The organism is Pseudoalteromonas sp. Cn5-37 (assembly GCF_021532495.1).
GTDB lineage: Bacteria > Pseudomonadota > Gammaproteobacteria > Enterobacterales > Alteromonadaceae > Pseudoalteromonas > Pseudoalteromonas simplex.
This window is the reverse complement of the sequence record NZ_JAKGBA010000005.1, coordinates 78,052-99,842: the sequence shown is the minus strand read 5'-3', so window position 1 is coordinate 99,842 and position 21,791 is coordinate 78,052. Positions and strand designations below refer to the sequence as shown.

The 21,791-nt window shown below is 39.1% G+C and carries 23 protein-coding genes; 14 read left to right on the top strand and 9 right to left on the bottom strand.

Annotated elements, in window-relative coordinates; all coding sequences use genetic code 11:
• Positions 1-12 precede the first annotated feature (12 nt).
• The 6 genes from L1266_RS09375 (at position 13) to L1266_RS09350 (ending at position 4,736) form a co-directional block, all read left to right on the top strand.
• Positions 13-330, top strand: a complete 318-nt coding sequence (locus tag L1266_RS09375; protein WP_217876712.1) for a hypothetical protein — start codon at positions 13-15, stop codon at positions 328-330.
• Positions 331-599: 269 nt separating this feature from the next.
• Entirely contained in the window at positions 600-836 is a 237-nt protein-coding gene (locus L1266_RS09370) for a hypothetical protein (protein WP_235377399.1), read from the top strand.
• Positions 837-895: 59 nt separating this feature from the next.
• On the top strand, positions 896-2,410 hold the full coding sequence (locus tag L1266_RS09365) for a hypothetical protein (protein WP_235377398.1): 1,515 nt from the start codon (positions 896-898) through the stop codon (positions 2,408-2,410).
• Between the two features lie 9 nt (positions 2,411-2,419).
• Positions 2,420-2,770, top strand: a complete 351-nt coding sequence (locus L1266_RS09360) for a hypothetical protein (protein WP_235377397.1) — start codon at positions 2,420-2,422, stop codon at positions 2,768-2,770.
• A gap of 1 nt (position 2,771) precedes the next feature.
• The gene (locus L1266_RS09355) at positions 2,772-3,983 is read left to right on the top strand and encodes a zonular occludens toxin domain-containing protein (protein ID WP_235377396.1); all 1,212 of its coding nucleotides are present in this window, start codon (positions 2,772-2,774) and stop codon (positions 3,981-3,983) included.
• Positions 3,984-4,325: 342 nt separating this feature from the next.
• Positions 4,326-4,736, top strand: a complete 411-nt coding sequence (locus tag L1266_RS09350; RefSeq protein WP_235377395.1) for a hypothetical protein — start codon at positions 4,326-4,328, stop codon at positions 4,734-4,736.
• Between the two features lie 41 nt (positions 4,737-4,777).
• Here the strand turns inward: L1266_RS09350 and L1266_RS09345 are convergent, their stop codons facing one another.
• On the bottom strand, positions 4,778-5,653 hold the full coding sequence (locus tag L1266_RS09345; protein WP_235377394.1) for a P63C domain-containing protein: 876 nt from the start codon (positions 5,651-5,653) through the stop codon (positions 4,778-4,780).
• Between the two features lie 251 nt (positions 5,654-5,904).
• Here L1266_RS09345 and L1266_RS09340 point away from each other — a divergent pair, with 251 nt between their 5' ends.
• The 3 genes from L1266_RS09340 to L1266_RS22375 all read left to right on the top strand — a co-directional run bounded on the left by L1266_RS09340 (position 5,905) and on the right by L1266_RS22375 (position 9,040).
• Positions 5,905-6,330, top strand: coding sequence for a hypothetical protein (locus tag L1266_RS09340; protein WP_235377393.1), 426 nt, complete (start codon positions 5,905-5,907; stop codon positions 6,328-6,330).
• A gap of 618 nt (positions 6,331-6,948) precedes the next feature.
• Positions 6,949-7,257 (top strand): hypothetical protein, encoded by a 309-nt coding sequence (locus tag L1266_RS22380; RefSeq protein WP_328260090.1) that lies wholly within the window; start codon positions 6,949-6,951, stop codon positions 7,255-7,257.
• A 223-nt stretch (positions 7,258-7,480) separates the two neighbouring features.
• On the top strand, positions 7,481-9,040 hold the full coding sequence (locus L1266_RS22375; protein ID WP_235377392.1) for a methyl-accepting chemotaxis protein: 1,560 nt from the start codon (positions 7,481-7,483) through the stop codon (positions 9,038-9,040).
• A 17-nt stretch (positions 9,041-9,057) separates the two neighbouring features.
• Here L1266_RS22375 and L1266_RS09325 read toward each other — a convergent pair whose 3' ends face one another.
• From L1266_RS09325 to L1266_RS09305, 5 genes are all read right to left on the bottom strand, one after another.
• Positions 9,058-10,107 (bottom strand): patatin-like phospholipase family protein, encoded by a 1,050-nt coding sequence (locus L1266_RS09325; RefSeq protein WP_235377391.1) that lies wholly within the window; start codon positions 10,105-10,107, stop codon positions 9,058-9,060.
• 27 nt (positions 10,108-10,134) lie between these two features.
• The gene (locus tag L1266_RS09320; protein WP_235374258.1) at positions 10,135-11,544 is read right to left on the bottom strand and encodes an alanine/glycine:cation symporter family protein; all 1,410 of its coding nucleotides are present in this window, start codon (positions 11,542-11,544) and stop codon (positions 10,135-10,137) included.
• Positions 11,545-11,664: 120 nt separating this feature from the next.
• Positions 11,665-12,621, bottom strand: a complete 957-nt coding sequence (locus L1266_RS09315) for a patatin-like phospholipase family protein (protein ID WP_054552223.1) — start codon at positions 12,619-12,621, stop codon at positions 11,665-11,667.
• A gap of 174 nt (positions 12,622-12,795) precedes the next feature.
• Entirely contained in the window at positions 12,796-13,791 is a 996-nt protein-coding gene (locus tag L1266_RS09310; RefSeq protein WP_138599782.1) for an LLM class flavin-dependent oxidoreductase, read from the bottom strand.
• Between the two features lie 67 nt (positions 13,792-13,858).
• A complete protein-coding gene (locus tag L1266_RS09305) occupies positions 13,859-14,617 on the bottom strand; it encodes a siderophore-interacting protein (RefSeq protein ID WP_235377390.1) in 759 nt (252 codons plus the stop codon).
• A 111-nt stretch (positions 14,618-14,728) separates the two neighbouring features.
• Here L1266_RS09305 and L1266_RS09300 point away from each other — a divergent pair, with 111 nt between their 5' ends.
• The 3 genes from L1266_RS09300 (at position 14,729) to L1266_RS09290 (ending at position 16,884) form a co-directional block, all read left to right on the top strand.
• The gene (locus L1266_RS09300) at positions 14,729-15,163 is read left to right on the top strand and encodes a MarR family winged helix-turn-helix transcriptional regulator (protein WP_054552220.1); all 435 of its coding nucleotides are present in this window, start codon (positions 14,729-14,731) and stop codon (positions 15,161-15,163) included.
• A 63-nt stretch (positions 15,164-15,226) separates the two neighbouring features.
• The gene (locus L1266_RS09295; RefSeq protein WP_054552219.1) at positions 15,227-15,640 is read left to right on the top strand and encodes a LexA family protein; all 414 of its coding nucleotides are present in this window, start codon (positions 15,227-15,229) and stop codon (positions 15,638-15,640) included.
• Positions 15,628-16,884 (top strand): Y-family DNA polymerase, encoded by a 1,257-nt coding sequence (locus L1266_RS09290; protein WP_235374257.1) that lies wholly within the window; start codon positions 15,628-15,630, stop codon positions 16,882-16,884. Before L1266_RS09295 ends, L1266_RS09290 begins: the two co-directional genes overlap by 13 nt.
• Here the strand turns inward: L1266_RS09290 and L1266_RS09285 are convergent.
• The 3 genes from L1266_RS09285 to ybaK form a co-directional block, all read right to left on the bottom strand.
• Positions 16,881-18,701, bottom strand: a complete 1,821-nt coding sequence (locus L1266_RS09285) for an Lnb N-terminal periplasmic domain-containing protein (protein WP_235377389.1) — start codon at positions 18,699-18,701, stop codon at positions 16,881-16,883. The genes L1266_RS09290 and L1266_RS09285 overlap by 4 nt on opposite strands.
• 45 nt (positions 18,702-18,746) lie before the next feature.
• The gene (locus L1266_RS09280) at positions 18,747-19,229 is read right to left on the bottom strand and encodes a DUF3015 domain-containing protein (protein WP_054552216.1); all 483 of its coding nucleotides are present in this window, start codon (positions 19,227-19,229) and stop codon (positions 18,747-18,749) included.
• Positions 19,230-19,347: 118 nt separating this feature from the next.
• Positions 19,348-19,809, bottom strand: coding sequence for a Cys-tRNA(Pro) deacylase (gene ybaK / locus L1266_RS09275; RefSeq protein ID WP_235377388.1), 462 nt, complete (start codon positions 19,807-19,809; stop codon positions 19,348-19,350).
• Positions 19,810-20,267: 458 nt separating this feature from the next.
• Here ybaK and L1266_RS09270 point away from each other — a divergent pair, with 458 nt between their 5' ends.
• The gene (locus L1266_RS09270) at positions 20,268-20,612 is read left to right on the top strand and encodes a DUF3302 domain-containing protein (protein WP_199529827.1); all 345 of its coding nucleotides are present in this window, start codon (positions 20,268-20,270) and stop codon (positions 20,610-20,612) included.
• Between the two features lie 3 nt (positions 20,613-20,615).
• Positions 20,616-21,746, top strand: coding sequence for an HlyD family secretion protein (locus L1266_RS09265; protein WP_235377387.1), 1,131 nt, complete (start codon positions 20,616-20,618; stop codon positions 21,744-21,746).
• The last annotated feature ends 45 nt before the right edge of the window (positions 21,747-21,791 follow it).

Below are 21,791 nucleotides of genomic sequence, written 5' to 3'. Positions count from 1 at the left end.
AGGAAACTAGCTATGAATATTGAAGGCGCAATCACGGATTTAGCACCAATCAACCGTACTGACGATAAAGGTGCACCACTCCCAACAACCGCAGAGTTTAAACTTCACACAAAGAACCCTGCACAAATTCTGTCTGTAAAAGTCTCTGCTGACCAATACACAGATGGCACTTACAAGCAATTAGAACAAATGCAATCAGACCCGAATGGCTGGGGCTTAAGACCTTGTTTACTCAATATCGAGTATTACGAAGGTGCGAATGTCGCTCGCCAGATGGATTGGAAAGGCTTCCGCTTACACAGTCTACCAACTGAAAGTAAGCCTAAGTAATTTTCGGTATGCCGCAGATTTACCCATTAATAAAGGATCTCATTATGGATTATCAGACACTCATTGTTACAGCCATTATGCTTGGTTCATTTTATGCGGGGTTCATCAGTGGAAACCGTTAATAGTATTGACCCATTACTCGCCAAGATAATTGGGTCAGCAATTCTTTGTTGGTTAACAGGTTACTGTACTGGCAAAGTTTTTCATTTTGTGGCGGAAATATTTAAAAAAGCGTCACGTACACATTAAACGTTAAAAGGAATATTCCTATGAAAAATGTAAAAGCTGTTGTGATAACAACTTTCGTTACTGCTGGTGCTGCTCTTAGCTCTAGCGCACATGCTGCATTAGATGCTGCTCAAGTAACAGCAATTCAAACTGAAGTACTGGGTGATGTATCTACCGCAGTCGGTGCAGGTTTCGCAGTTCTTGCTGTATCACTAGCATCATCAATCGGTTTCTCTCTTGTTGGCCGCTTTATCTCTAAAGGCGCTAACGGGGGCTAACCTCTCCTAAATTGGTGGAGCTAGCCTCCACCTTTCCCAACTAATAAAAAGGCGCAACTATGCGATTACTAATATTTATATTGGCGCTTACAAGCGCTTTTTTTGTCTCTGCAAATGCTCCTGAAGGTTTTCCATCGGATAGATATGTTTGGCCGGGTGTTCAACCAGATTCTAAAATTTTTTATGAGTGTTATACCTCTGTTAATGGGCCTCATTCTAAGAAAGTTCAATCACCTTCTGAATGTATTGAATGGGCTTATAACATTCGAATATCTCAACCAGATATGTCACCATTTTGCAAAATAGAGAGAACAACTATAAAGCAACAAACTGATACATATTTTAGTCAGACGCTAGAAAAATATGCATCAAATTCTAATGGTTGTATTGTTCATCGTGGTTATGATTCTTTTAACGTTCAATGGACTAATTTACCTCCTGAATCTCCTACCTGTCCACCCGAATCTCATCCATTGCATACTTTCCCTTGGCCACAAACAGGTTCAATTGAAACATGTCATAAACCCCTTGATGTTGAACCTGAACCTGAACCGGATTTAGACCCAGATTGTCCAGCTCCTACTGATAATGACCCATTTGTTTTTGGTACAGGTCAACAGCAAACTATTTGTTTTGACAATCCTGATGGTTCTCAGTGTTCAATTGAAACTGATGAAAATGGTAATTTTTACATGCCTGTATCTTATGGCTCACAAGAACCTGTGGCATGCACTGAAATTGACCCGACTGACCCAGACCCGACTGACCCTGACCCGACTGACCCAGACCCAACTGACCCAGACCCGACTGACCCAGATAAAACACCTGAGCCAGACCCTACACCCGAGCCAGAACCAACTGACGATACAGAAGCATCCGATTTATTACCCGCATTAAATCAAGTTAATAAAAATTTAGATGCAATAAATACAAACATGAACAATGGCTTTGAATCTAATCATGACCGTTTGGATAGAGTTGCCGAAGAAATACAAATTTCTAATAAGCTTGCCAATGAGCATGTTTATGAATCTAAGGCGATTAAAGACGCAATTATCGGCGCCAATGAGATAACACTAGGTATTTTGCAAGACATGAAAAACGGGGTTGATTCAATTGGTACTGCTATTAGTAAAACAAATTCACTTGTAACTGAAGGTAACGAGAAATTAGATAAAATTTCAGACGGTATTAATTCAACTTTTGAAGAAGGTACATGTATTGGCGACTTGTGTTCATTAGATTTATCTAAGGAATTAGATGAATTTGATAAATCTTTTGAAGACTTTGTTAATGATGAAAAAGACCAAAAAGTACCGAGAGAATTTGAAGCCTACCTCAATCGTTTAGATTCTTACGTTTCATCTGCATTTAGTGGCTTTACAGGCCAATGTGTTCCTTTTGATATTCGAGTCTCAATCCGAAATGTTGAGCGGGTTATCAGTGTTGGCGAGCATTGCCCCTATTACGAAGATTATTTTAAACCTGTGATTGAATGGTTTCTCTATGTAATGACCTTTGTTTCAGTATTAAACATTACTTCTCAATCATTTAGAGCATTTTCAACCGTTTAGGAGTTTATTATGGCTGGTCCTTTGGCAATTGTAGCTATTCCCGCAATTTTAACGGCAATAGCTACAGGTATTTCAGAGTTAATTAAATTCTTAGTTCGTCGCTATACAGCAAGAACATTAATAGCGGGTATCTTTTTAGCTGCTTATTCAGGTGCGATGCTTGTTTTTATTAATTCTGCTAACTCCCAGTTTGCTATTTTGTTGTCCTCACTCCCAACAAATTCATTCTCTCAAGCTGGTTTATCACTTATACCCAATAACGCTATTACATGCGCCTCTATTGTTGTTGGCGCTAAGGTTGCGCAAATGACGCTTTACTTTGCGTTTGGTGTATTACGAACAAAAATGAAGGCTCAATAATATGGCATCAGGTAAATTTATAGAGGGCGTTAAACGTTCCGGTAAAACAAAATACGCTGTCGATTTAATTAACGATTACCTTAAACGTGGTCGTAAAGTTGCGACTAATCTTGACTTATTTCTCGATAAAATGCCCGTTCAAACCCCGCATGTAATTAGATTGCCAGACCACCCACGAAGTGAAGATTTACACGCACTTGGTATCGGCTATCTAGAACTGGAGCAAGATGATAGAAATTATGATGAATCGAAAAATGGTTTAGTGGTTATCGATGAATTATTAACACACTTAAACTCACGTTCTTTCAAAGATAAAGATCGTTTAGCTATCGTTTCTTGGTTTGTTCAAATGGGTAAATACGGCTGGGACTTAGTTCTTATTGGGCAAGACTTCGAGGGGGTTGATAAACAGCTAAGGGATACAACCATTGACCAATTAGTATCTGTTAAATCTGGTGTTAATTACTTTGGTTTTGGGTTTATCAATTCTGTTGTTCAACGCCTATTTTCATTGCTTCATATCCCTAAATTTTCTGTTGCTCGTTTCTATGACGGTAAATCTAAATCACGAAAAGCACACGGTTATCAGTTCTATATCAAAGATTGGACACATGCCTGGTATAACACTGCACAGAAATTTTTACCTGATGTAATGACTGCAAAGGATGGGCGCTTAGTTGATATGCGCGCCATGTACTCAATGGTACCAACTGAACAGCTAAAAAAATGGTATCTCGTTAGTGATAAAGTGAAAGAAGTTGTTCAACAAAAAAAATCTCAAAAGAACAAAGACCCAATTCTAAAAACATGGCACAAAGCTGCCCTATTTGCACTCGTTGGCTACGTAACTTATCTGTTTTACCCATTTGGCGCCAAGTCAGAAGAATCAACGAATACAACACCATCAAGTACAAGTAATTCTTCACCTCAAGCACAGCAGCAACTCCCTAAAATTCTTGAGGGGGTTTATATAACCTGTTCTGTTATTTCCAATAAACAAAACTCAACTTACTGCTTTGAAAAAGAAGGTAATCCATTTTACCCAAGCTCGATAGATGCCGTTGTAAACGTGGTATCAGCCTGTACTGCAAAATTAAAGTATATGGATAACGAATATACGGTTCATTGCTTGCCTTATAGGGTCGAATCCTTTTCAGCAGCAAAACCAATTAATTCACAACCAATAGAACAAGACCTAATAGCCGCCAATTAGCCCAAAGTCACGCCAGCGCTTGCCGCGGCTGACTTGGGCTTGGCGGCATGGCGAAGCCATGTCATACATTCCAGAAAATCCACATTTTATCGATAATCAGTTTCCATTTTGTATACAGTTTATTATGGTCGGGAATCAATTCAGTGAAAATGCTAAACGCACTCACTACCCTTGTTTGTATTCAAAAAAAGTTGATTGCCATCTGATAAACCTAGCTGAGTTAAGGACGGCACAGCAGCCGAGGGAAACACCCTCCCCCCATATACTAATAGGGGGGGGAGCAAAACAACTTACACCGAAACCGAGTGTGCATTGTGATTTTTAAAAAAGGAGTAAATCACAATGGGCAACTTTAAATTGCAGTTCGTTACGCTATTCGGTTATGACTACGCAAAAGGAGCTAAAGAACTCGGAGTAAGTGAACGCCAAGTAAGGAGATATGTAAAAGCAAACAAAGCTAGTAAACCAGTCGAAAAACTGATTTGGATAATGTATCGCGGATACTTACCTGATACAGGCCCATGGGCTGAATGCAGCATTTCATATCATAACAACGTTATGACAACACCTTGGGGGAAGGTTAAACCTTCAGACGTACAATTTGTTCATCGATACAAATGGTCAGCAAAGGAACATGAGTCTATGTATAAAAAGCTAAAATCTGAAACAAAAGTAAATTATAAATACTTATTGGAATTACAGGAACAATTGCTTGATATGGTTGGAACAATTTCAAAAAAGACTAATATTTAGTCTTTTTTGAAATCAATGAGATATTGATTTGTTACAAAAACCTAAGATTCATCAAGCTCTAATTCGAGCGTATCACCATACTTAGGTAATGCTCTATTTAGTAATTTGTCAAACTCTTTCGCATTACTTGATACATCCATGAGAAGCATTACTTTATTTAAGTGTTCTTTCAGTTCAGGTAAACCATAATCTTCTGTTAACAGTTGATGATGAGTTGTTTTTCTATATCCTGTACCCTGTCGAGGATTTTTTTCTTGTAACGCTTTTTTAATGCCGGGTGCTAATCTTGAATATATTATGTCATTCACCCAATGCCCTACAAATGCAGGTCTTTTAAGTGCCATATAGCTATCATATCCTTTTACCTTAACTAATTTAAACCAAAATTCATCTGGAAATGTTTTAGTCCACTTTCTCTTAGGTTCGTCACGGATATATTTTTCTAATATAGCACTAAGGGCTTTCTTTTCCCTTATTTCTTGATAACCTGTTGCTTCATCTATTAGTGCTACAATACCTACTCTAGCAAAACCACGTATAAGGGTTTCAGCGTACTCGGCATACCTTATATCTTGCTCAGTATTTAAAACATTATCTTTTCTTGCTTCAAGAATTACGTCACATAGATCTGCTAAAACTTCCCCTCTAAAACCATGAACAGGCCTCGGCGTTTGACCTGTAAGTACTACAGGGTTTTGCAATGCCAGTGCAAGAGAGTGATTCATATATGGTTGTAATTTACTATTTGTTACCAACCTAGCAACACCTTGGCCACGGCCTTTCATTCCTATGGCGCCAGTCATACTCCTTCCAGAAATGTATCTTTCACCATCCTCAGTAACAAAGCATTTTAAATTGATTGGACCTATAGCCAATGTACCTTGAAAGCTTGCTTTTTTTTCTATTAGTTTTTCCATATTGTTTTCCCCCTTTTGAATCTGAAAACAATTTAAGCATATAGCGGAAACCTTAGTATGTCCATTAAAAGTTTAAAAATATATTAAAATATACACTTAATGGACATAAGATAACCTTATTAAAATATAACTTTTTTCGATAAAGTAATGAATTGCATTGAAATTTTCTTGATTAATCAGTTGATTTTACTTTTATAGAGCTTCATCCGCCTTTAAAATTGATGGTGTATCATTTTTCTGATGGATTAGGCATGAATATCAATTACATCAAACTTTACTTTTGTCTTACTCTTACTGGCATTTCAATCTTTGCAGCTATGGAAAGTTACTATTTGTATCGAGCACATTTGTTAGCAAAAGAAGCTCAAGCAATTGCTAATCAAGCTGAACGTGATGCTAAAGCAGCAGCTGTTCGAGCAAAATTACAGTTAGAAGAATCTCAACGACAACTCAGAAAACGACAAGCCGAACAGGCTGCAAAACAACAAGCTATTAATAACGCTCAAAGAACTAATAATGAGATTTGTTCTTTCTGGAGAAGTGAATATCAGAATTTACAATCCGATCGTAATAAATCAATGATGGATGGTGCATGTGCAAGAGCAGCTAAGAGGCCAAGTTCTGATACAACAGAAATTCATTTGCGTGGTGATTTGTTAGATAAAAAGTCTAACTGATGCCAAACTGTCAACCATGACAGCAACGTTAAACATCTAATAGAAAAGGGCTTTTAGCCCTTTTCTATTATGTTACGTACCCTAATTTATGGGTTATTAAGTGTTATTTGTTTCTAGTAGTTAATCTACTTGTTTATATCTATTTTACTATTTTTTATGAGTTCTCATTTATCGCTCTTTCAATTAATAAGTTCTTTGAACAAATAGCTAGTTATTTTTTATAGTTCTCAAGAGATTAGTTTGTTATGCGTAATTATTTTTAATGTATTACTCTAACAGTTTAGATGTTAAAGCTTTTATATTTTTAGCATTTAAACCTATCTCGTATATCTGCTCTGGCTTTGCTTGCTCAATGCCCATTCAAAATAAACGACCTAATTTTGATAACTTTATATCTTTTCATTTGATGTTCCACATCAGAAGTAGTTCGGGGTTTTTTAAGTTATCTCTTCTTACACCTCCTAGGAAAATTCAGATTTAATGGATAAACCATTAATTAAACTTAACTTTTCATTTTCATCTTAGTAGCATATCCATACTTTAATACTAGAAGAGTTGCTCTTTTAACATTTTATGCATTTTCTTCAAACTTTATAACTATAATTATTAGCAGGTCCTATGAGAAAGTTTATTTTGCTGACAATTTTTTTGTATTTGGGATGGGAGTATTACGTTACAAATAATGGTGGTACATCTATTACTGAGGTAGTCAATAGCCGTGTTATAGCACCTTTAAAAGCACGCTTTAATAAGAGACAACAAAAACGCTTCTCTACTAATGAAAGTTATTTCGAATGTGATGGCAGACAATACTGTAAGCAAATGACATCCATTGAAGAAGCCTATTTTTTCAATAGGAATTGTCCAAATACTGATTTAGATAGTGATTATGATGGTGAGTTATGTGAAGGTGATCCTAGGTTTTAATTTCTATAGTTTAACTTTAATTCTAAATTCTATTTAGAATTAAAGTTTTCCTCCGCATTTACAAAAATATGAATTTTCTTAATTCCATATCAATTACTTAGGTGTAAATTGATATAGGACAAAACTTATTTAAATAAGACTTTCCTTGTTTATTTCACAATAATAATATCGGCAATAAACAATACTTTACTATTATAATTATTCTAAAAAAGTGAACAGCACTGTGAATAGCCAACTAATAAATAGCAATGAAGTTAAATTTCCTGAATCATCTATCCTATTATCAACTACAGATTTAAATAGCAATATTACTTATGCCAATGATGAATTTTGTAAAATAGCCGGATATTCCCTCGACGAAATGGTGCATAAACCACACAATCTCGTTCGTCATTCTGATATGCCAAAGCTTGCTTTTGCTGATTTATGGCACCATCTTAAAAATGGTCAATCTTGGATGGGACCTGTTAAAAATCGATGTAAAAATGGTGATTACTACTGGGTGAATGCCTTTGTAACACCTATTAAAAATAAAACTGGTAATATCATTGAATTCCAATCAGTCAGAACCAAACAGAGTGATGAAGTTGTACAAAGAGCAACTGCTGAATATGCAAAAATAAACAACAACCAAAAGTCTCATGCTACAGCAGTAAAGTATGATGCCACTCTTTACATAAGTGCCCTGTTGCTAATTAGCTTTTTAGGCTCGCTGGCTGCCCTATTCAGTGCTGGATTTAATATTTTTAATTGTGTACTTGTACTATTTTTAGCATCAGCTAATGGGCTTATGTATTTTTGGCGCCAAAAATATTTAGCACTTATTAGTAAAGCAAAACAAGTATACGATAACCCCTTAATGGCTTACCTGTATTCTGGTACCAATGATCAATCTGGCTTTGCATATCTTGCACTTGAGATGCAAAAAGCAAAACTAAAAGCAGTTGTTGGCCGTGTGAATGATGTTAGTGTGGGTGTTAATTACAATGCCCAACATTGTGCTGAGTCTGGCCATAATGTTACGGAGCTTTTAAATAAACAAACTGACGAAGTCTCACAAATTGTTGTTGCAACAGAACAAATGACCGCTTCTATTGATGAACTTTCGTCTAGCACGATGAAATCAAGCCAAACTGCTGAGTTAACGAATCAAGCAACAGAAGACGGTTCACTTGCTGTTAGACAAACTATAAATTCAATTAGTGAACTTGACGAAAAACTCAATGCCGCAAGCAATTATGTAGAAAACTTAATCCAAGGAAACCAAGATATTGTGGCAATTCTTTCTGAGATTAATGCCATCGCAGATCAAACTAATTTACTTGCTTTAAATGCGGCAATTGAAGCAGCCCGCGCAGGTGAGCATGGCAGAGGGTTTGCGGTAGTTGCAGGAGAAGTACGAGCTCTAGCGTCTAGAACTCAGCAATCAACAGAAGAAATTAGCAATGTATTAAATCAACTCACCCACGCTTCGAAACAAGCACAAATTGCCATGAATGACGGACTAGATTTGTCGGCCAAAAGTGTTAAGCTTGCCCATCAAAGTGGCGATAGTTTAGACCATATTAAAGCGCAATCAATCAAACTAAGTGAGCTTAATAGTGTTGTAGCCCAAGCGATAAAAGAACAGCTAACGGCAAGTCAATCGATCGCAAGAAATATAACAGCAGCTCAAGATTTTGCTCATGACTGTAAAGAGCTTGGCCAAACTTCGCAGCAACTTTGTGAAGCATTACTCAGTAAAGTGACAGAACAAACATCCTTGATTAGCCAGTTTAAGTAGTTAAAGCAAAACCACGATTATTTGATAAGGTTTATTTTCGGTGTGTGCTTATTCGTACATACCGTATCAAATGCCTCTGCTAGCCGTTCGGTTTCTTTGAATACTTGTTGCCAATATTTGATTCGTATATCAGCATCAAGTTCTGTAAAGTCTTTACGATCGGGAATTTTTCCATAAGGTAATGAAGCGACAAATTCCGCTGATGGGGTGATCATCACTACGTTATCATAGTTACTCGGGGTAATACCGCGCTTTAGGCTCTTATCAAACCAACCTGCCTTTGGGCTATTATTGAAATGCGGATATAATATGAGCCCGTCATTATGAATACTTAAGTCAAAGTGATAATCGATAATACCGCCATCACGATACATACCTGGTGGTGTTCCTGTTATATTTTTAATGCCTTGCATCACTAATGGAATAGAGCCTGAAGCAAGCAAAGCATCCGCTAAATTATCTTCGCTTAGCTCTATAGTATGGGTATTGAAAGTATTGTTATCGGAAAACGATAATTGACTATCTGCAGGCTGAAATACATAACGCTCGTATTGCTTGCTTAACAAACGCCTATTCATTCTATTGACTAAGTAGCTTTTAGATAACCCCATTAACTGCATCACTTTGTTTTCTGATGCTGTAAAGCCATTCGATTTTGCAACGATAAAGTGAGCTTTAAAAATAGGGTTGTTAATGATTTCTTGAATACCATTTTCAGCAAAAACAGTGCTTAATAACTCTCGTGCTTTTGTTGTTATTTCTTCTGGTTTTGCTTTATTCGATGAATAACGTGTTTCAGAGTATGACTTTGCTAATCGCGATATTGCAGCAACAGGGTCATTTTGTGCAAAACAGGCAGCTCTAAATGCCCCTGCACTTGATCCTAATAAGTTTAAAGGTATGGTACGGTCTTTAAAAAATTCACCAAAGAGATATTTATCCAAACCAAATAATGTAAACCATTTGGGTCCACCGCTTGCCCCTAAAAATGTATTGAACAAATCGGCAGACAGGCCTTGCTCTTGAATTACTTTTGCAGCACTTGGCCCTGCATAAATATCTATCATGGTTACTTTTCTCGTTATTGTTTTAGCTTATTTACGCCAAATCCCTTGTTCTGTTTGACCTTGAACCTGCACTTTTTCAGAGTCAAACCTCGGCTCTTGCCCTGCTTCTCGTTGACTATGGTAGTCTTTTGTCACAGATAAGATCGTTGGCGTTAAGCGTATGATAGCGATAACGTTCACCACTGTCATTAAACCTAAAGCAATGTCTGCAAGATCCCACACTTGTTTAATGGTGGCCGATGCGCCCCAAATCATCATTGATAAATATAAACAGGTATAAATACCTCGGCCGAGTTTATTATCTAGTTTAAATAAATGCAGGTTACTTTCTGCATAAGCATAATTTGCAACCACAGAAGTAAACGCAAATAAACAAATTGCAGCCGCTACAAAGTAAATGCCACCAGCAGCCATATGTGCTGTCATCGCTGATTGAGTTAAGCGGATCCCTTCCATTTCGCCGCTAATATCAATATCAGCTAATAAAATAATCACTGCCGTACAGCTACACAGCACAATAGTGTCAAAAAACACCCCTAGCATTTGAATGTAGCCTTGAGTGACTGGGTGATTTGGTACTGGCGATGCACAGCCAGATGCATGGGGCACACTCCCCGCTCCGGCTTCATTCGAATAAAGCCCTCGCTGAATACCATTTTTAATTGCTGCGCCCATAGCCCCTGCGCCTGCCTCTTGTAAGCCAAAGGCTGAAAGTAAAATATCTTCAATCATCGCAGGCACTTTACCGATATTCAGTAAAGTAATTATGATAGCGGCGAGTACAAATAAAATGCCCATGACTGGCACAATGCGTTCAGCAAAGCGGGCGATTGCTTTAAAGCCACCTAAAATAATAGAGCCTGCCAGTATTGTGATCACAATGCCTGAATACAAAGTTGGAATTTCAAATGCGTAATTGAGAGCATCGGTAATGGTATTCGTTTGCATGGCACTGAACGTAAAGCCATAACCAAGAAACAAGCAAAAAGCAAAACACACTGCAAGCGCTCTACTGCCTAAGCCTTGCTGAATATAATAAGCAGGCCCGCCCCTAAACTCACCATTTGCATCTCTGACTTTATAGACTTGCCCAAGTACGCTTTCGGCAAAGCCCGTGGCCATGCCCAAAATGGCAATCACCCACATCCAAAATATTGCGCCACTGCCTCCTAACGAAATAGCAACGGCAACCCCTGCAAGGTTACCAGTACCTACTCGTGCTGAAAGACCAGTACATAAAGCTTGAAACGAACTAATTGAGTTTTTATCGGTGCTGCTACTCGACTTTAACAGGCTAAACATATGGCGAAACTTAACCAATTGAATCGCTTTTAGTCTTACCGAAAACCAGATCCCAGCAAACAGAAGAATATAGATAAGAATTTGGCCTTCTCCCCAAAGAAAACCATTGATTGTCGATACAGCACTGTTAAACATGGCAAGCCTTTATTGTTCTTATAGATAAAAAATCACAAAAAGTGAATAGCTAACCACTTTAACTCTATTTACAAATATCTCAAGTAGGCAATGGGATTAATTACCCGAGCCTGCTCCCAACTAATTTAGCAGTTGTTGCTGTAAAAAGGCACGACCTGCCGCTAAGCCTAATTTGTGATCATAGCGGAGATCTGAATCTGTACTACCCAGCAGTTTACTGCGTAATTTATCACCTGCAAAAATTTGTGTGATACGGGCATCACTTGGCGGGTTTGCAATGAAATCTAATTCATCTTGATAAGCTTGTTCGTGTTGAACCAAGTAATCAATGGTTTTAGGGCAATAACCCGATACGCAAACGAGTGATTTTAACTTATTTACCCATTCAGATTGCACTTGAAAGTTTTCATCAACAGTACGAATAACCACAATATCACGAGCACCACGATTATAGGCCTCTTTCACAGGTAAAGGTGCAGCTAAGCCCCCATCTAAATACATATCATGGACTAAATCAGTATTAGAGCTTTGAATAATGGCATCATTTGCGGCCTTGGTTGTTAGCCAAGGCGTTAAGTTAACGCCATCTTTATATAAAAACGGTAATGCGCTTGATGCTTTTAACAAGGCCAACCATTGTGTATCTTCACCATTTGGGCTCAAGTAATACGGTTTACGATCAGCCGCGTTAGTGGTTGTGATCAACAATTCACGATTACCTAAATTTTGCGTTGCTGTTTTAAAATCTAAGGCACGGTTTACTTCTTTGGTTTTATCAAAATACCAATCAAGGTCAACAATGCTTTTACCAAACAGCCCGCGGCCAAGTTGGAAAAAACGTTTATGCCGCGAAAGTCCTCTGATCAAACGTTTTGCATAGCCTTTTTGACGCGCTAAATAACTTGTTAAATTTTGTGAGCCTGCTGATGTACCAATGAATAAATCGAATGGATCGTAATTATTTTCTAACCACGCATCGAGTACACCTGCGGTAAAAATCCCTCGTTGCCCACCACCCTCAGCGATTAATGCTGTTTTTGTTTGTGGTTCTACTGCGGCAATTGTTTGAGATTTCACGGTGCACCTTCCTAGGGTAATGGTTAATAAATGTATTGTATAAAGTTAAATTCAATCCTTAAAACGGATTATATAAATTGAATTAATCTATAAAACCGTTTGATAAATGAGTGTCAGGGCTTAAGCAATGCGCATAAAAACTCATTACACGCATTCACTATTTGCTAAACCGTATTAGCGCATGATGCTTGCTAATATTTCCAGCGCATGTTGTCTGTCACTCAATTCATACAGGTCATTTGTAAAAATAAACTCATCAACCTGTAGCGTTTGTTTAATCATACTCAGCTTATGCTTAACGCTCGCTTGACCGCCCACAACAGAAAGTCCTAAAAAGTTTTCTACTTGCATTTTTTCTTGCGCTGTCCACAACCCTTCCATTGTTGCAACAGGTTCTTTAAGCCAAAGTGGCTTGCCGCGCATAAGTGCTAAGATACGTTGTTTCGCTGTGGTTGCTAAAAACTGTGCTTGTTCGTCGGTGTCAGCGGCAACAACGGGTAAACCAAGCATGACGTATGGCTTATCTAATACCTCAGATGGTTGAAATTCTCTGCGATACAATGCAATGGCATCTTCAACAAATCGTGGAGCAAAATGCCCAGCAAATGCATATGGCAAACCTTTTTTTGCCGCCAGTCCAGCACTATAAAGACTTGAGCCCAGTAACCAGATTGGCACATTAGTATCTTCACCTGGGATTGCGCGTACTGGAGAGTCACCTTTATATGGGCCAAGTAAAGCTTGCAGCTCCGTTACTTCATCATTGAAGTGCTCAGCGCGTTGTTCATCACGGCGCAAAGCACGGCTGGTAATTGGGTCACTACCTGGGGCGCGGCCTAGCCCTAAATCAATGCGACCGGGGTATAAACTCTCTAGGGTGCCAAATTGCTCAGCAACCACCAGCGGTGGATGGTTAGGTAACATCACCCCACCCGCACCTACGCGGATATTCTGAGTTTTACCTGCGATATGACCTATCAGTACTGAAGTTGCGGCACACACGATACCGCGCATATTATGATGCTCTGCCATCCAAAACCGATTAAAACCCAGTTTGTCGGCTGTTTGTGCATAGGTAACACTATTTGCTAGTGTTTGCGAAACGGTTTCGTGCTCTTTCATTGGGCTCAATTCAAGCAATGAAAAAGGTGTGTTGCTAAGGTCTGACATTCGCTCTCCAAAATTTAACTCTTTATAATTAGTTAATGAGAGCGAATGGCTTTTTTTCAAATGCTAATTAGGCACGGCTTTGTTGCTGTTTTTCCACCTTTAGGCCATCAGCATCAATACCACGCTTCCAATAGGCCGATGCAACAATGTGTTCACGATCAATTTCAAAACTGCTTGTAATTAAACGGCGAATTGCCTTCACCAAATTTGCTTCTAGTGCCATAAACACCATAGGTTGCGCGTTATAACCTGCGCATAAGCGTGTTACTTGGTCGAGCTCATCTGTAACTAGCCATTCAACACTATGTTGGCTGTGTGCTTCAATTTGCTCAAGTTCAATAATGTCGGCTTTATCAGCAACATGAATAATGACATCGACAGTGGCATCTTGTGGCAGGGCTTGTAAGTAGCCATTGATTGCATTGACAGAGGTTAAATCTGCCAGCATTAAATAATGTGTTTGCGTAAAATCAGTGAGTTTTTTAGGGCCCGGGCCTGCTATACCGACCTCGTCGCCTACACACGCATTTTGTGCCCAGTTGGTTGCCACACCTTGATGTTGGTTAACCACAAAATCGAGGGTAATTGCCCCGTTAACGGGGTTGATATCACGAATAGTGTAAGAGCGCATTAATGCAGGATGCTCAGCGTGTAAATCAAGTTCAACCTTAGATTCACCGGCATGCGGGAGCAATACCTTTACGTACGCACCTTTTGCATCTTGCGGGAAGTCAGCAAACTCGTCTGAGCCAACAACAATTCTTTGTAGATGCGGGGAAATACGTGTAGTACTTAATACGTTTGCCCGACGAACTTTTCTAGCCATCTTTCTCTCCTAGCTGGTTAAATTGCACAACGCCCCAATAGTTGATATAGTCAACTATACGCTTTTGATTGACTTTGTCAACTAAATCCACCAACTGAACTTAGGTGAACCATGCCACAAACCTCGCTTTCTTCTGCTTTATTTACACTGGCACAAAGTTACCGTGTCACTGTACGCGAAGCCATTAACGCCAACGAGCTTGGCCTTAATGCGCTGCATGTACGCTGTTTACATATCATTGCCGAAACACAGCACTGTACCGCTAATGATATTGTTACCAAAACAGGGCGTGATAAAGCACAAATAGCACGCTTAGTAAAAGAGCTTATAAAGCTTGAACTGGTTTCTAAATGTGCCGACGAAAATGACAAACGCTGTTTAATTTTATCCTTTACTGATCAAGGTAACGCCCTGTTCTCGCGTTTAGAAGTTGCAGAGCAAGAGGTTGATGCCAAACTTTGCCACGGTTTAACTGATCAGCAAGTACGTGATTTTATCGCTATTGCCACAACCATGATCGAAAATATCAATCACAACACCCCGTGATCTTATTGGCAAGATAACCACAAACCACTATACTGTATGAGTGTACAGTGTAGTGGTTTTGTTATGCGTGTTATTCCTATTTATATCGAAGCTGGCGTATGTGGTTTTGAATCACCGGCAGCACAATACAAAGAGCTAGGCTTATCATTAGATCAACTATTGATTAAACACCCTGATGCAACATTTATTGGTATTGCCTCTGGCGAATCAATGCAAGGTGTGGGGATTTTTGATGGTGACTTATTACTGGTTGATCGCGCCGAAGATGTTAAAAATGGCGATGTCATTGTCGCGAATCTAAATGGTTTATTTGTTTGTAAACTATTAGATAAACACAATGCCCAGCTATTATCAGCCTCGCCTAAATACCCTGCAGTGCAACTACGCCAATCGGATGAATTTCAGTTAGAAGGCGTGGTTACTCGCTCAATTCGCTTACATCGCAGTAGTAAAGAGCTATTAGCATGTACGCCTTAGTCGATGCTGTGGCCTTTTATGCCAGCGCCGAAAAAGTATTTGATCCGGCTATTCGTAGTAAACCGGTTGTGGTTCTCACCAACAACGATGGCTGTATTTGTGCCGTGTGCCCTATTGCTCGAAAGCTGGCTATTCCAAAATTTCAGCCTTATTTTCAAGTAAAGAAAATACTCGAAGATAACCAAGTGGTGATCCGCTCATCTAACTATGAGCTGTATGCAGATTTAAGCGAGCGGATGATGAACGTAATTGGCCGCTTTTGCGATAATCAGCACATATACTCTATTGATGAATCATTTTTAAACTTTACTGGTTTCAATAAGCTTATTCACGATTGGCATCGTTATGGCCATGATATTCGCCGTACCGTATGGCGCGAAACAAAGCTGCCTGTTGGGGTTGGATTTGGCCCAACAGCAACCTTAGCCAAAGCCGCCAATCATGCAGCGAAAAAACTCCCCGGCTTTGATGGCGTTGCAGTGATTGATTCAGAACCTTCACGGTTAGCCATTTTAAAAGCCATGGACGTACAAGATGTTTGGGGCGTTGGTCGACGCTTAGCTAAAAAACTCAAAGCAATGAATATCAATACGGCTTTTGATTTAGCCGAGCAAGATCCTCGAAAAATGAAACGCCTGTTTAGTATTGTATTAGAGCGCACAGTGAACGAGTTACGCGGAAAAAGCTGCTTAGCCTGGGATGAAGTACGCCAAGACAAAAAAGAAATATTTTCGACCCGCAGTTTTGGGGAGCGTATCACTGACGCCACCGCGCTGAAAACGGCACTAATCAATCATTGTGTCATTGTAGCAAGAAAACTACGTGCGCAAGGTTCACACACTCAACGCTTATTAATGTTTGTGGCCAGCTCTCCTCATCAAGATGGCTATTATAAAAAGTCCTATATTTATGAGTTTAGTGTCGCCACCGCCGATAGTTGTGTGTTTGCCAATGCTATCAGCGAGGTATTTGATCATCTCTATAAACCCGGGGTACGATTTTATAAATGTGGTGTAGGTGCCCTAGAGTTATCGAGCCACATGTTTCAGCAACCTGATTTGTTTCAAGCACCTATCGATAACCCTAAACTGATGCAGTGTCTTGATAGCATTAACACCCGTTATGGCGTGGGTACCCTTGCCATAGCCAGCGAAACTCCTACGACCCGTTGGCATATGAAACGCGCTTACTTATCGCCTCATTACACAACCCGCTGGCATAACCTACCGAAAATACATTGTTAAAAGTAATGGAATAACTGTAGTTTTAACTGCTGCTCAGTACTTTGTTGATTTTGATAAACATATGAACTTCTTAATCCCCAGTTTTGAGCAAGTGCAATTTGCCAATGAGCAGCAAGCTCAATTTGATGATTTGTGCTCGCATCATTAGCAAGCCAAAATCCCTGTGCTGTTAGAGCAAGTTTTTGCGCATCACTTGCTTGCCAAATTAGTCCAAATTCTGTGCCAAAGCCAAGCGAGACTGAATCAGTAAGCTCTCCAGCTTGTAATAACGAAGACGCAAGAAAGTAACTTTGAAAGCCTGATGCATCACCGAATGATTTTCCATAACCGCCTTGTATGAAGGCTCTTCCCTTACGTTTATCGTCAGTAGGTTTACGGTCAAAACCAACACGCATATTCCAAGACCAAGAGTCAAACAAACGATTATCTGGAGCTAACGACATTGCATCAATAAAATACACATGCTCTAAATAGACATTCCCCTCAGAGTCTAGATCTCCCTCTATATCAAAAAAGCTAATTTGCGCGCCAGGTATAAATCCACCAGCGTTATCTAACAAGTCATGGTACGCCATTCGATAATTAAAACCGTAGCGATTTTCTGAATACTTAAAATGATTAAATACCATTCCAAAACGACTAGAATCATGACCTTTTTCAGGGCTAATGCTGGGTGTTACAGGTCTTGCAAAGGGCGAAGGCAAAAGTAATTTACTACGCTGGTGCAGTAAGGCCGTTAATCTAGGCGCAATTGCTTCACGTTCTAAACCTTGGTCGTAGTATTGATAATTTAACCACTCGTATGCCATTTCAAGTACAGGCACAGCTTGTTCCGCTGTTAAAGAAAACCCACTGAGTGGTTCGCCATTTTTTAATTTACGTGCAATATCAATTTGTTCATCAGTCAACTGGCTTTCGTAGTTAATTAGTATGGTGCCAGATGCAGGACGATATCGAGGCATAGATAAAAGTTTGTGTTCAGCAAGTGCTTTGACAGTATCAGAAGGAATAGCATGACTAGAAAAATTATTAGTTAAGTTAAGATCATCACGTGCCACTTGCAATAGCGCTAATAATTGATAAGAACAATTTTCATCAATAAAAAAATAGTCAAATGTAGCCCATTGCAGTTCCCATAAATGTAGTAAAACACGCTGAATTTCAGACTCAGACAAAGCTAATTTATATTCCCACATATCACGAGATTCCAGATCATTATATTCACGAACCTTGCGATAATATGGCATTAATGTGAACTTACCAGGATACTGACCTATAAGCCCCTTAAGAGCATATAAAGCTGCATTATCAGTTGCATCAGGTTCAGCAGCAAAATTGACTGCAAAAGCAATCAGTTCTCTACTGCGAGTTTGATCTTTAGCATCAATTCGTAACAAGGTATGACCAAACATAGAAGCTGGATCATTCATAAAAGCGGTAGGAAAAACTAAAGTCATCCCCTTTGGGTTTATAAGCTTTTGCCATGTCTTAATTTCAGGGCAAGCTAACTCAGGCCACTCCGAATAAAAGCTTTGCTTTAACCATTGATAACGAGCAGGGAACTGACAAGTAACATCATTATTCTCACTCTGAAACGCTTCGATAGTAGCTAAAAGTTCAGCATGAGGATCAAACTTTCCATTAACCGAAAGAAAAAAGCTATGGCTATCAACCTCACTTTCATATGAACCCGAGATTGATTGCTGATAATGGCCTAATTTAAGCCAGTATGGATGGGAGGCGATATTGTGTATTGTTGTAGCAGAATAAGCCGAGCTACTCAAAACAAACGAAGCAACAATAAGAAATTTAAACATAAAATAAAAAAGCCCTAAACGGGCTTTAGATAAGAATATTAACACTTAAGATAAAGTGTAAGAAGATAGCTGTGAGTCACTCGCTACAAGGTTATTAAGGTTTTCTAGTACAGTTTGAGAAGTAACATTTTCAGAAGTGAAAACGTGAGTAAACTGAGCCTGTACTAATTTATTAAACGCCGCTTTATCTTGAGCTTGAACACCCCAAACTTCCGCAAGTGTATCTAGTGATTCGCCTTCACCACGAGACATATCGCGCGCAAGTTGTTCCATGTTACCATCAATAAATGTTGCTACTTTAGTTGACGCCGTAACAGTACCTGTACCGTCACAACCTAACGTACCAAATGTGATACCAAAAGTTTGGTTACCAGATGTACCGTTTGTCGTCGCACCTAATACTTTAACAACTTTACCTTCTTGGCCTGCGAAAAGTTGCGAACCTAGACCACAGCCGATATCTTGATCAGCCATCGCATTAGAAAGTGGAAGAAGAGTAAGTGCAGAAATAGCAATAATTTTTTTCATATCCTGAATCCTTTAAGATAATTCGTTATTAGAATTAATAACGCATGAACAGCTTATCTATAAATAGCCTCAGTACAATAAGTAATTTCCGAAGTTAGGAAAAAACACCGTTATATGATTAAAAATCAGCCAACTTAGCACCTAACAAAGCACATAAATCGTTAGGATCTATAGAAATCTCTAATCCACGTTTACCCGCGGAAACATATACTTTTTCATAATTAGATACTGATTGATGAACAAACGTCATTAATCGCTTTTTCTGACCTAGCGGACTCACCCCACCTAAAATATAACCTGTCGTGTTTTCGACTTTTTGTTGTGGAGCCATCTGCACTTTTTTAACCTTTGCCGCCTTTGCTAGCATTTTCAAGTTAACTTGCTGGCTCACTGGCACAATAGCAACCAAAAGCTGATGCTCAGTATCTTCAAGTACTAAAGTTTTAAATACTTGCTCAGCAGGGAGCTTTAGCTTCTCAACCGCTTCAAGGCCAAACTCTTGCTTTGAAGGATCATGTTGATAGCTGAGCACATCAAAATTAATACCTTTCTTTTGTAATAAATTAATAGCCGGTGTCATTACTTCTTCCAAATACTGAATGCTGAACGATAAAAAAACATAACGTGAACGGTAGTCTAAAAGCAATTAATCAAAACCTACAATCGTACTAATTTAAGTAAAATGAACTACACTTAAGTGATAGACACTACGCAAGGTAATGAACATGTCTAGAGCTAATAGCCTATATCTGGTTAAGCAGTTACTTATCATACTCACCCTGTTGTATACGATTAATTTTATCTGCAACGAATACTTAGCGTGGAACTCCTTTATTGATTGCCAAAATAAATGTCAAACACTTGGTCTAAATAAAGGGAAGATTCAAAAAACGGTATTCTCTGATGATGTAACATTGTGCAGATGTCTTGATGATTCTGCCTATTATGTTGTATTAGATTAAATCTGAAAATGCCGATTAGTAATAGGGTCAATTTAACGTATTATAAATTAGGTATTAATTTAACAAAGGAAGATAGATGTTTTTAGACTACTTTGCACTGGTCATGCTAGTGTTTGTAACGGTAGTAATATTTTATGGTGTTATTGCCATTCACGATATTCCCTACGAAATTGCCAAAAAACGTAATCACCCTCACCAAGATGCCATCCATTATGCAGGCTGGGTTAGCCTGTTTACCCTACATGTGCTGTGGCCATTTTTATGGGTTTGGGCGACATTATGGCGTGATGACCGTGGCTGGGGGTTTAACCAAATTCAAAAGGAACAGGAAGACTTAGCTGAGAAAGTAGCTAGCCTGACAGCCACGGTTGCAGCACTACAAGCACAAATAAATGCTCAATCGAATAATAAAGAGAACTAGACTATGGATTTGTTATTAATTCTCACTTATACCGCATTGTGCATTGGTATCTTTAAAGTGTTTAAAATCCCACTTAATAAATGGACAGTACCCACCGCGGTACTCGGTGGTGTGGTACTGATAGGCGCTTTAATCCTGTTAATGAACTATAATCATCCACATTCAAATATGGCCAGCAGTGCCTATGTCACAACACCCATTGTGCCAAATGTACGTGGTACCGTTGAAGAGGTTGCAGTAAAGCCAAATCAGCCGGTTAAAAAAGGTGACTTATTGTTTCGCATAGACGATACCTTATATCGAGCCAAACTAAATCAAGCGATTGCCGCTTTGCAGGATGCAAAACAGTCAGTGCTCGGTTTAGAAGCGAGCTATAAATCAGCACAAGCCAGTGCCCTAATGGCTAAAGCTGAATATGATCGTAGCAAAAAAGAATACGAACGTTATGAAAAAGGCGCAAAAAGCGGTGCTTACTCAAAAGGCCAAGTTGATAATAAATTAGGTGTATATTTAGCAGCAAAGGCAAGCTACGAAGCAGCACAAGCCGAAGAGTTACGTCAAAAACTAGCATTTGAGTCTGAAATAAACGGTGAGCAAACTAAAATTGCCGCAGCTCGCGCTAATTTAGAGCAAGCTCAATTTAACTTAGACAGCACAAGCGTTTATGCACCTACTGGTGGCTATGTAACACAACTAACATTACGCCCTGGGATGATTGCAGTCCCTATGCCATTACGCCCAGTAATGACCTTTGTGCACAAAGAAGATGCCGTTTACGTCGCTGCATTTAGACAAAATTCACTATTAAGACTCGAGTCTGGCTACAAAGCAGATTTTATTTTTAAAGCTATTCCGGGCAAAACCTTTGCAGGCGAAGTAATCGATGTATTACCTGCGATTGGCGAAGGGCAAGTGCAAGCACAAGGCACACTGATGGGCACTGAGTTTTTTGCTCGTCAAGGGCGCGCAATTGTCACCTTAAAAATCACCGATGACATGAGTGAATATCACCTGCCACAAGGAACAAGCACAGAAGTTGCAGTTTATTCAGAACACTTCGAACACGTATCAGTGATGCGTAAAGTATTGATCAGAATGAAAAGTTGGCAAAACTACCTATTCTTAGATCATTAAGGCATAAAAAAGGCGCTTATCAGCGCCTTTTTATTCTCGAACTCA

Coding starts and splice junctions, on each gene's coding strand:
- L1266_RS09375 (WP_217876712.1), top strand. CDS start 13: ATGAATATTGAAGGCGCAATCACGGATTTAGCACCAATCAACCGTACT.
- L1266_RS09370 (WP_235377399.1), top strand. CDS start 600: ATGAAAAATGTAAAAGCTGTTGTGATAACAACTTTCGTTACTGCTGGT.
- L1266_RS09365 (WP_235377398.1), top strand. CDS start 896: ATGCGATTACTAATATTTATATTGGCGCTTACAAGCGCTTTTTTTGTC.
- L1266_RS09360 (WP_235377397.1), top strand. CDS start 2,420: ATGGCTGGTCCTTTGGCAATTGTAGCTATTCCCGCAATTTTAACGGCA.
- L1266_RS09355 (WP_235377396.1), top strand. CDS start 2,772: ATGGCATCAGGTAAATTTATAGAGGGCGTTAAACGTTCCGGTAAAACA.
- L1266_RS09350 (WP_235377395.1), top strand. CDS start 4,326: ATGGGCAACTTTAAATTGCAGTTCGTTACGCTATTCGGTTATGACTAC.
- L1266_RS09345 (WP_235377394.1), bottom strand. CDS start 5,653: ATGGAAAAACTAATAGAAAAAAAAGCAAGCTTTCAAGGTACATTGGCT.
- L1266_RS09340 (WP_235377393.1), top strand. CDS start 5,905: ATGAATATCAATTACATCAAACTTTACTTTTGTCTTACTCTTACTGGC.
- L1266_RS22380 (WP_328260090.1), top strand. CDS start 6,949: ATGAGAAAGTTTATTTTGCTGACAATTTTTTTGTATTTGGGATGGGAG.
- L1266_RS09325 (WP_235377391.1), bottom strand. CDS start 10,107: ATGATAGATATTTATGCAGGGCCAAGTGCTGCAAAAGTAATTCAAGAG.
- L1266_RS09320 (WP_235374258.1), bottom strand. CDS start 11,544: ATGTTTAACAGTGCTGTATCGACAATCAATGGTTTTCTTTGGGGAGAA.
- L1266_RS09310 (WP_138599782.1), bottom strand. CDS start 13,791: ATGTCAGACCTTAGCAACACACCTTTTTCATTGCTTGAATTGAGCCCA.
- L1266_RS09305 (WP_235377390.1), bottom strand. CDS start 14,617: ATGGCTAGAAAAGTTCGTCGGGCAAACGTATTAAGTACTACACGTATT.
- L1266_RS09300 (WP_054552220.1), top strand. CDS start 14,729: ATGCCACAAACCTCGCTTTCTTCTGCTTTATTTACACTGGCACAAAGT.
- L1266_RS09295 (WP_054552219.1), top strand. CDS start 15,227: ATGCGTGTTATTCCTATTTATATCGAAGCTGGCGTATGTGGTTTTGAA.
- L1266_RS09290 (WP_235374257.1), top strand. CDS start 15,628: ATGTACGCCTTAGTCGATGCTGTGGCCTTTTATGCCAGCGCCGAAAAA.
- L1266_RS09285 (WP_235377389.1), bottom strand. CDS start 18,701: ATGTTTAAATTTCTTATTGTTGCTTCGTTTGTTTTGAGTAGCTCGGCT.
- L1266_RS09280 (WP_054552216.1), bottom strand. CDS start 19,229: ATGAAAAAAATTATTGCTATTTCTGCACTTACTCTTCTTCCACTTTCT.
- ybaK (WP_235377388.1), bottom strand. CDS start 19,809: ATGACACCGGCTATTAATTTATTACAAAAGAAAGGTATTAATTTTGAT.
- L1266_RS09270 (WP_199529827.1), top strand. CDS start 20,268: ATGTTTTTAGACTACTTTGCACTGGTCATGCTAGTGTTTGTAACGGTA.
- L1266_RS09265 (WP_235377387.1), top strand. CDS start 20,616: ATGGATTTGTTATTAATTCTCACTTATACCGCATTGTGCATTGGTATC.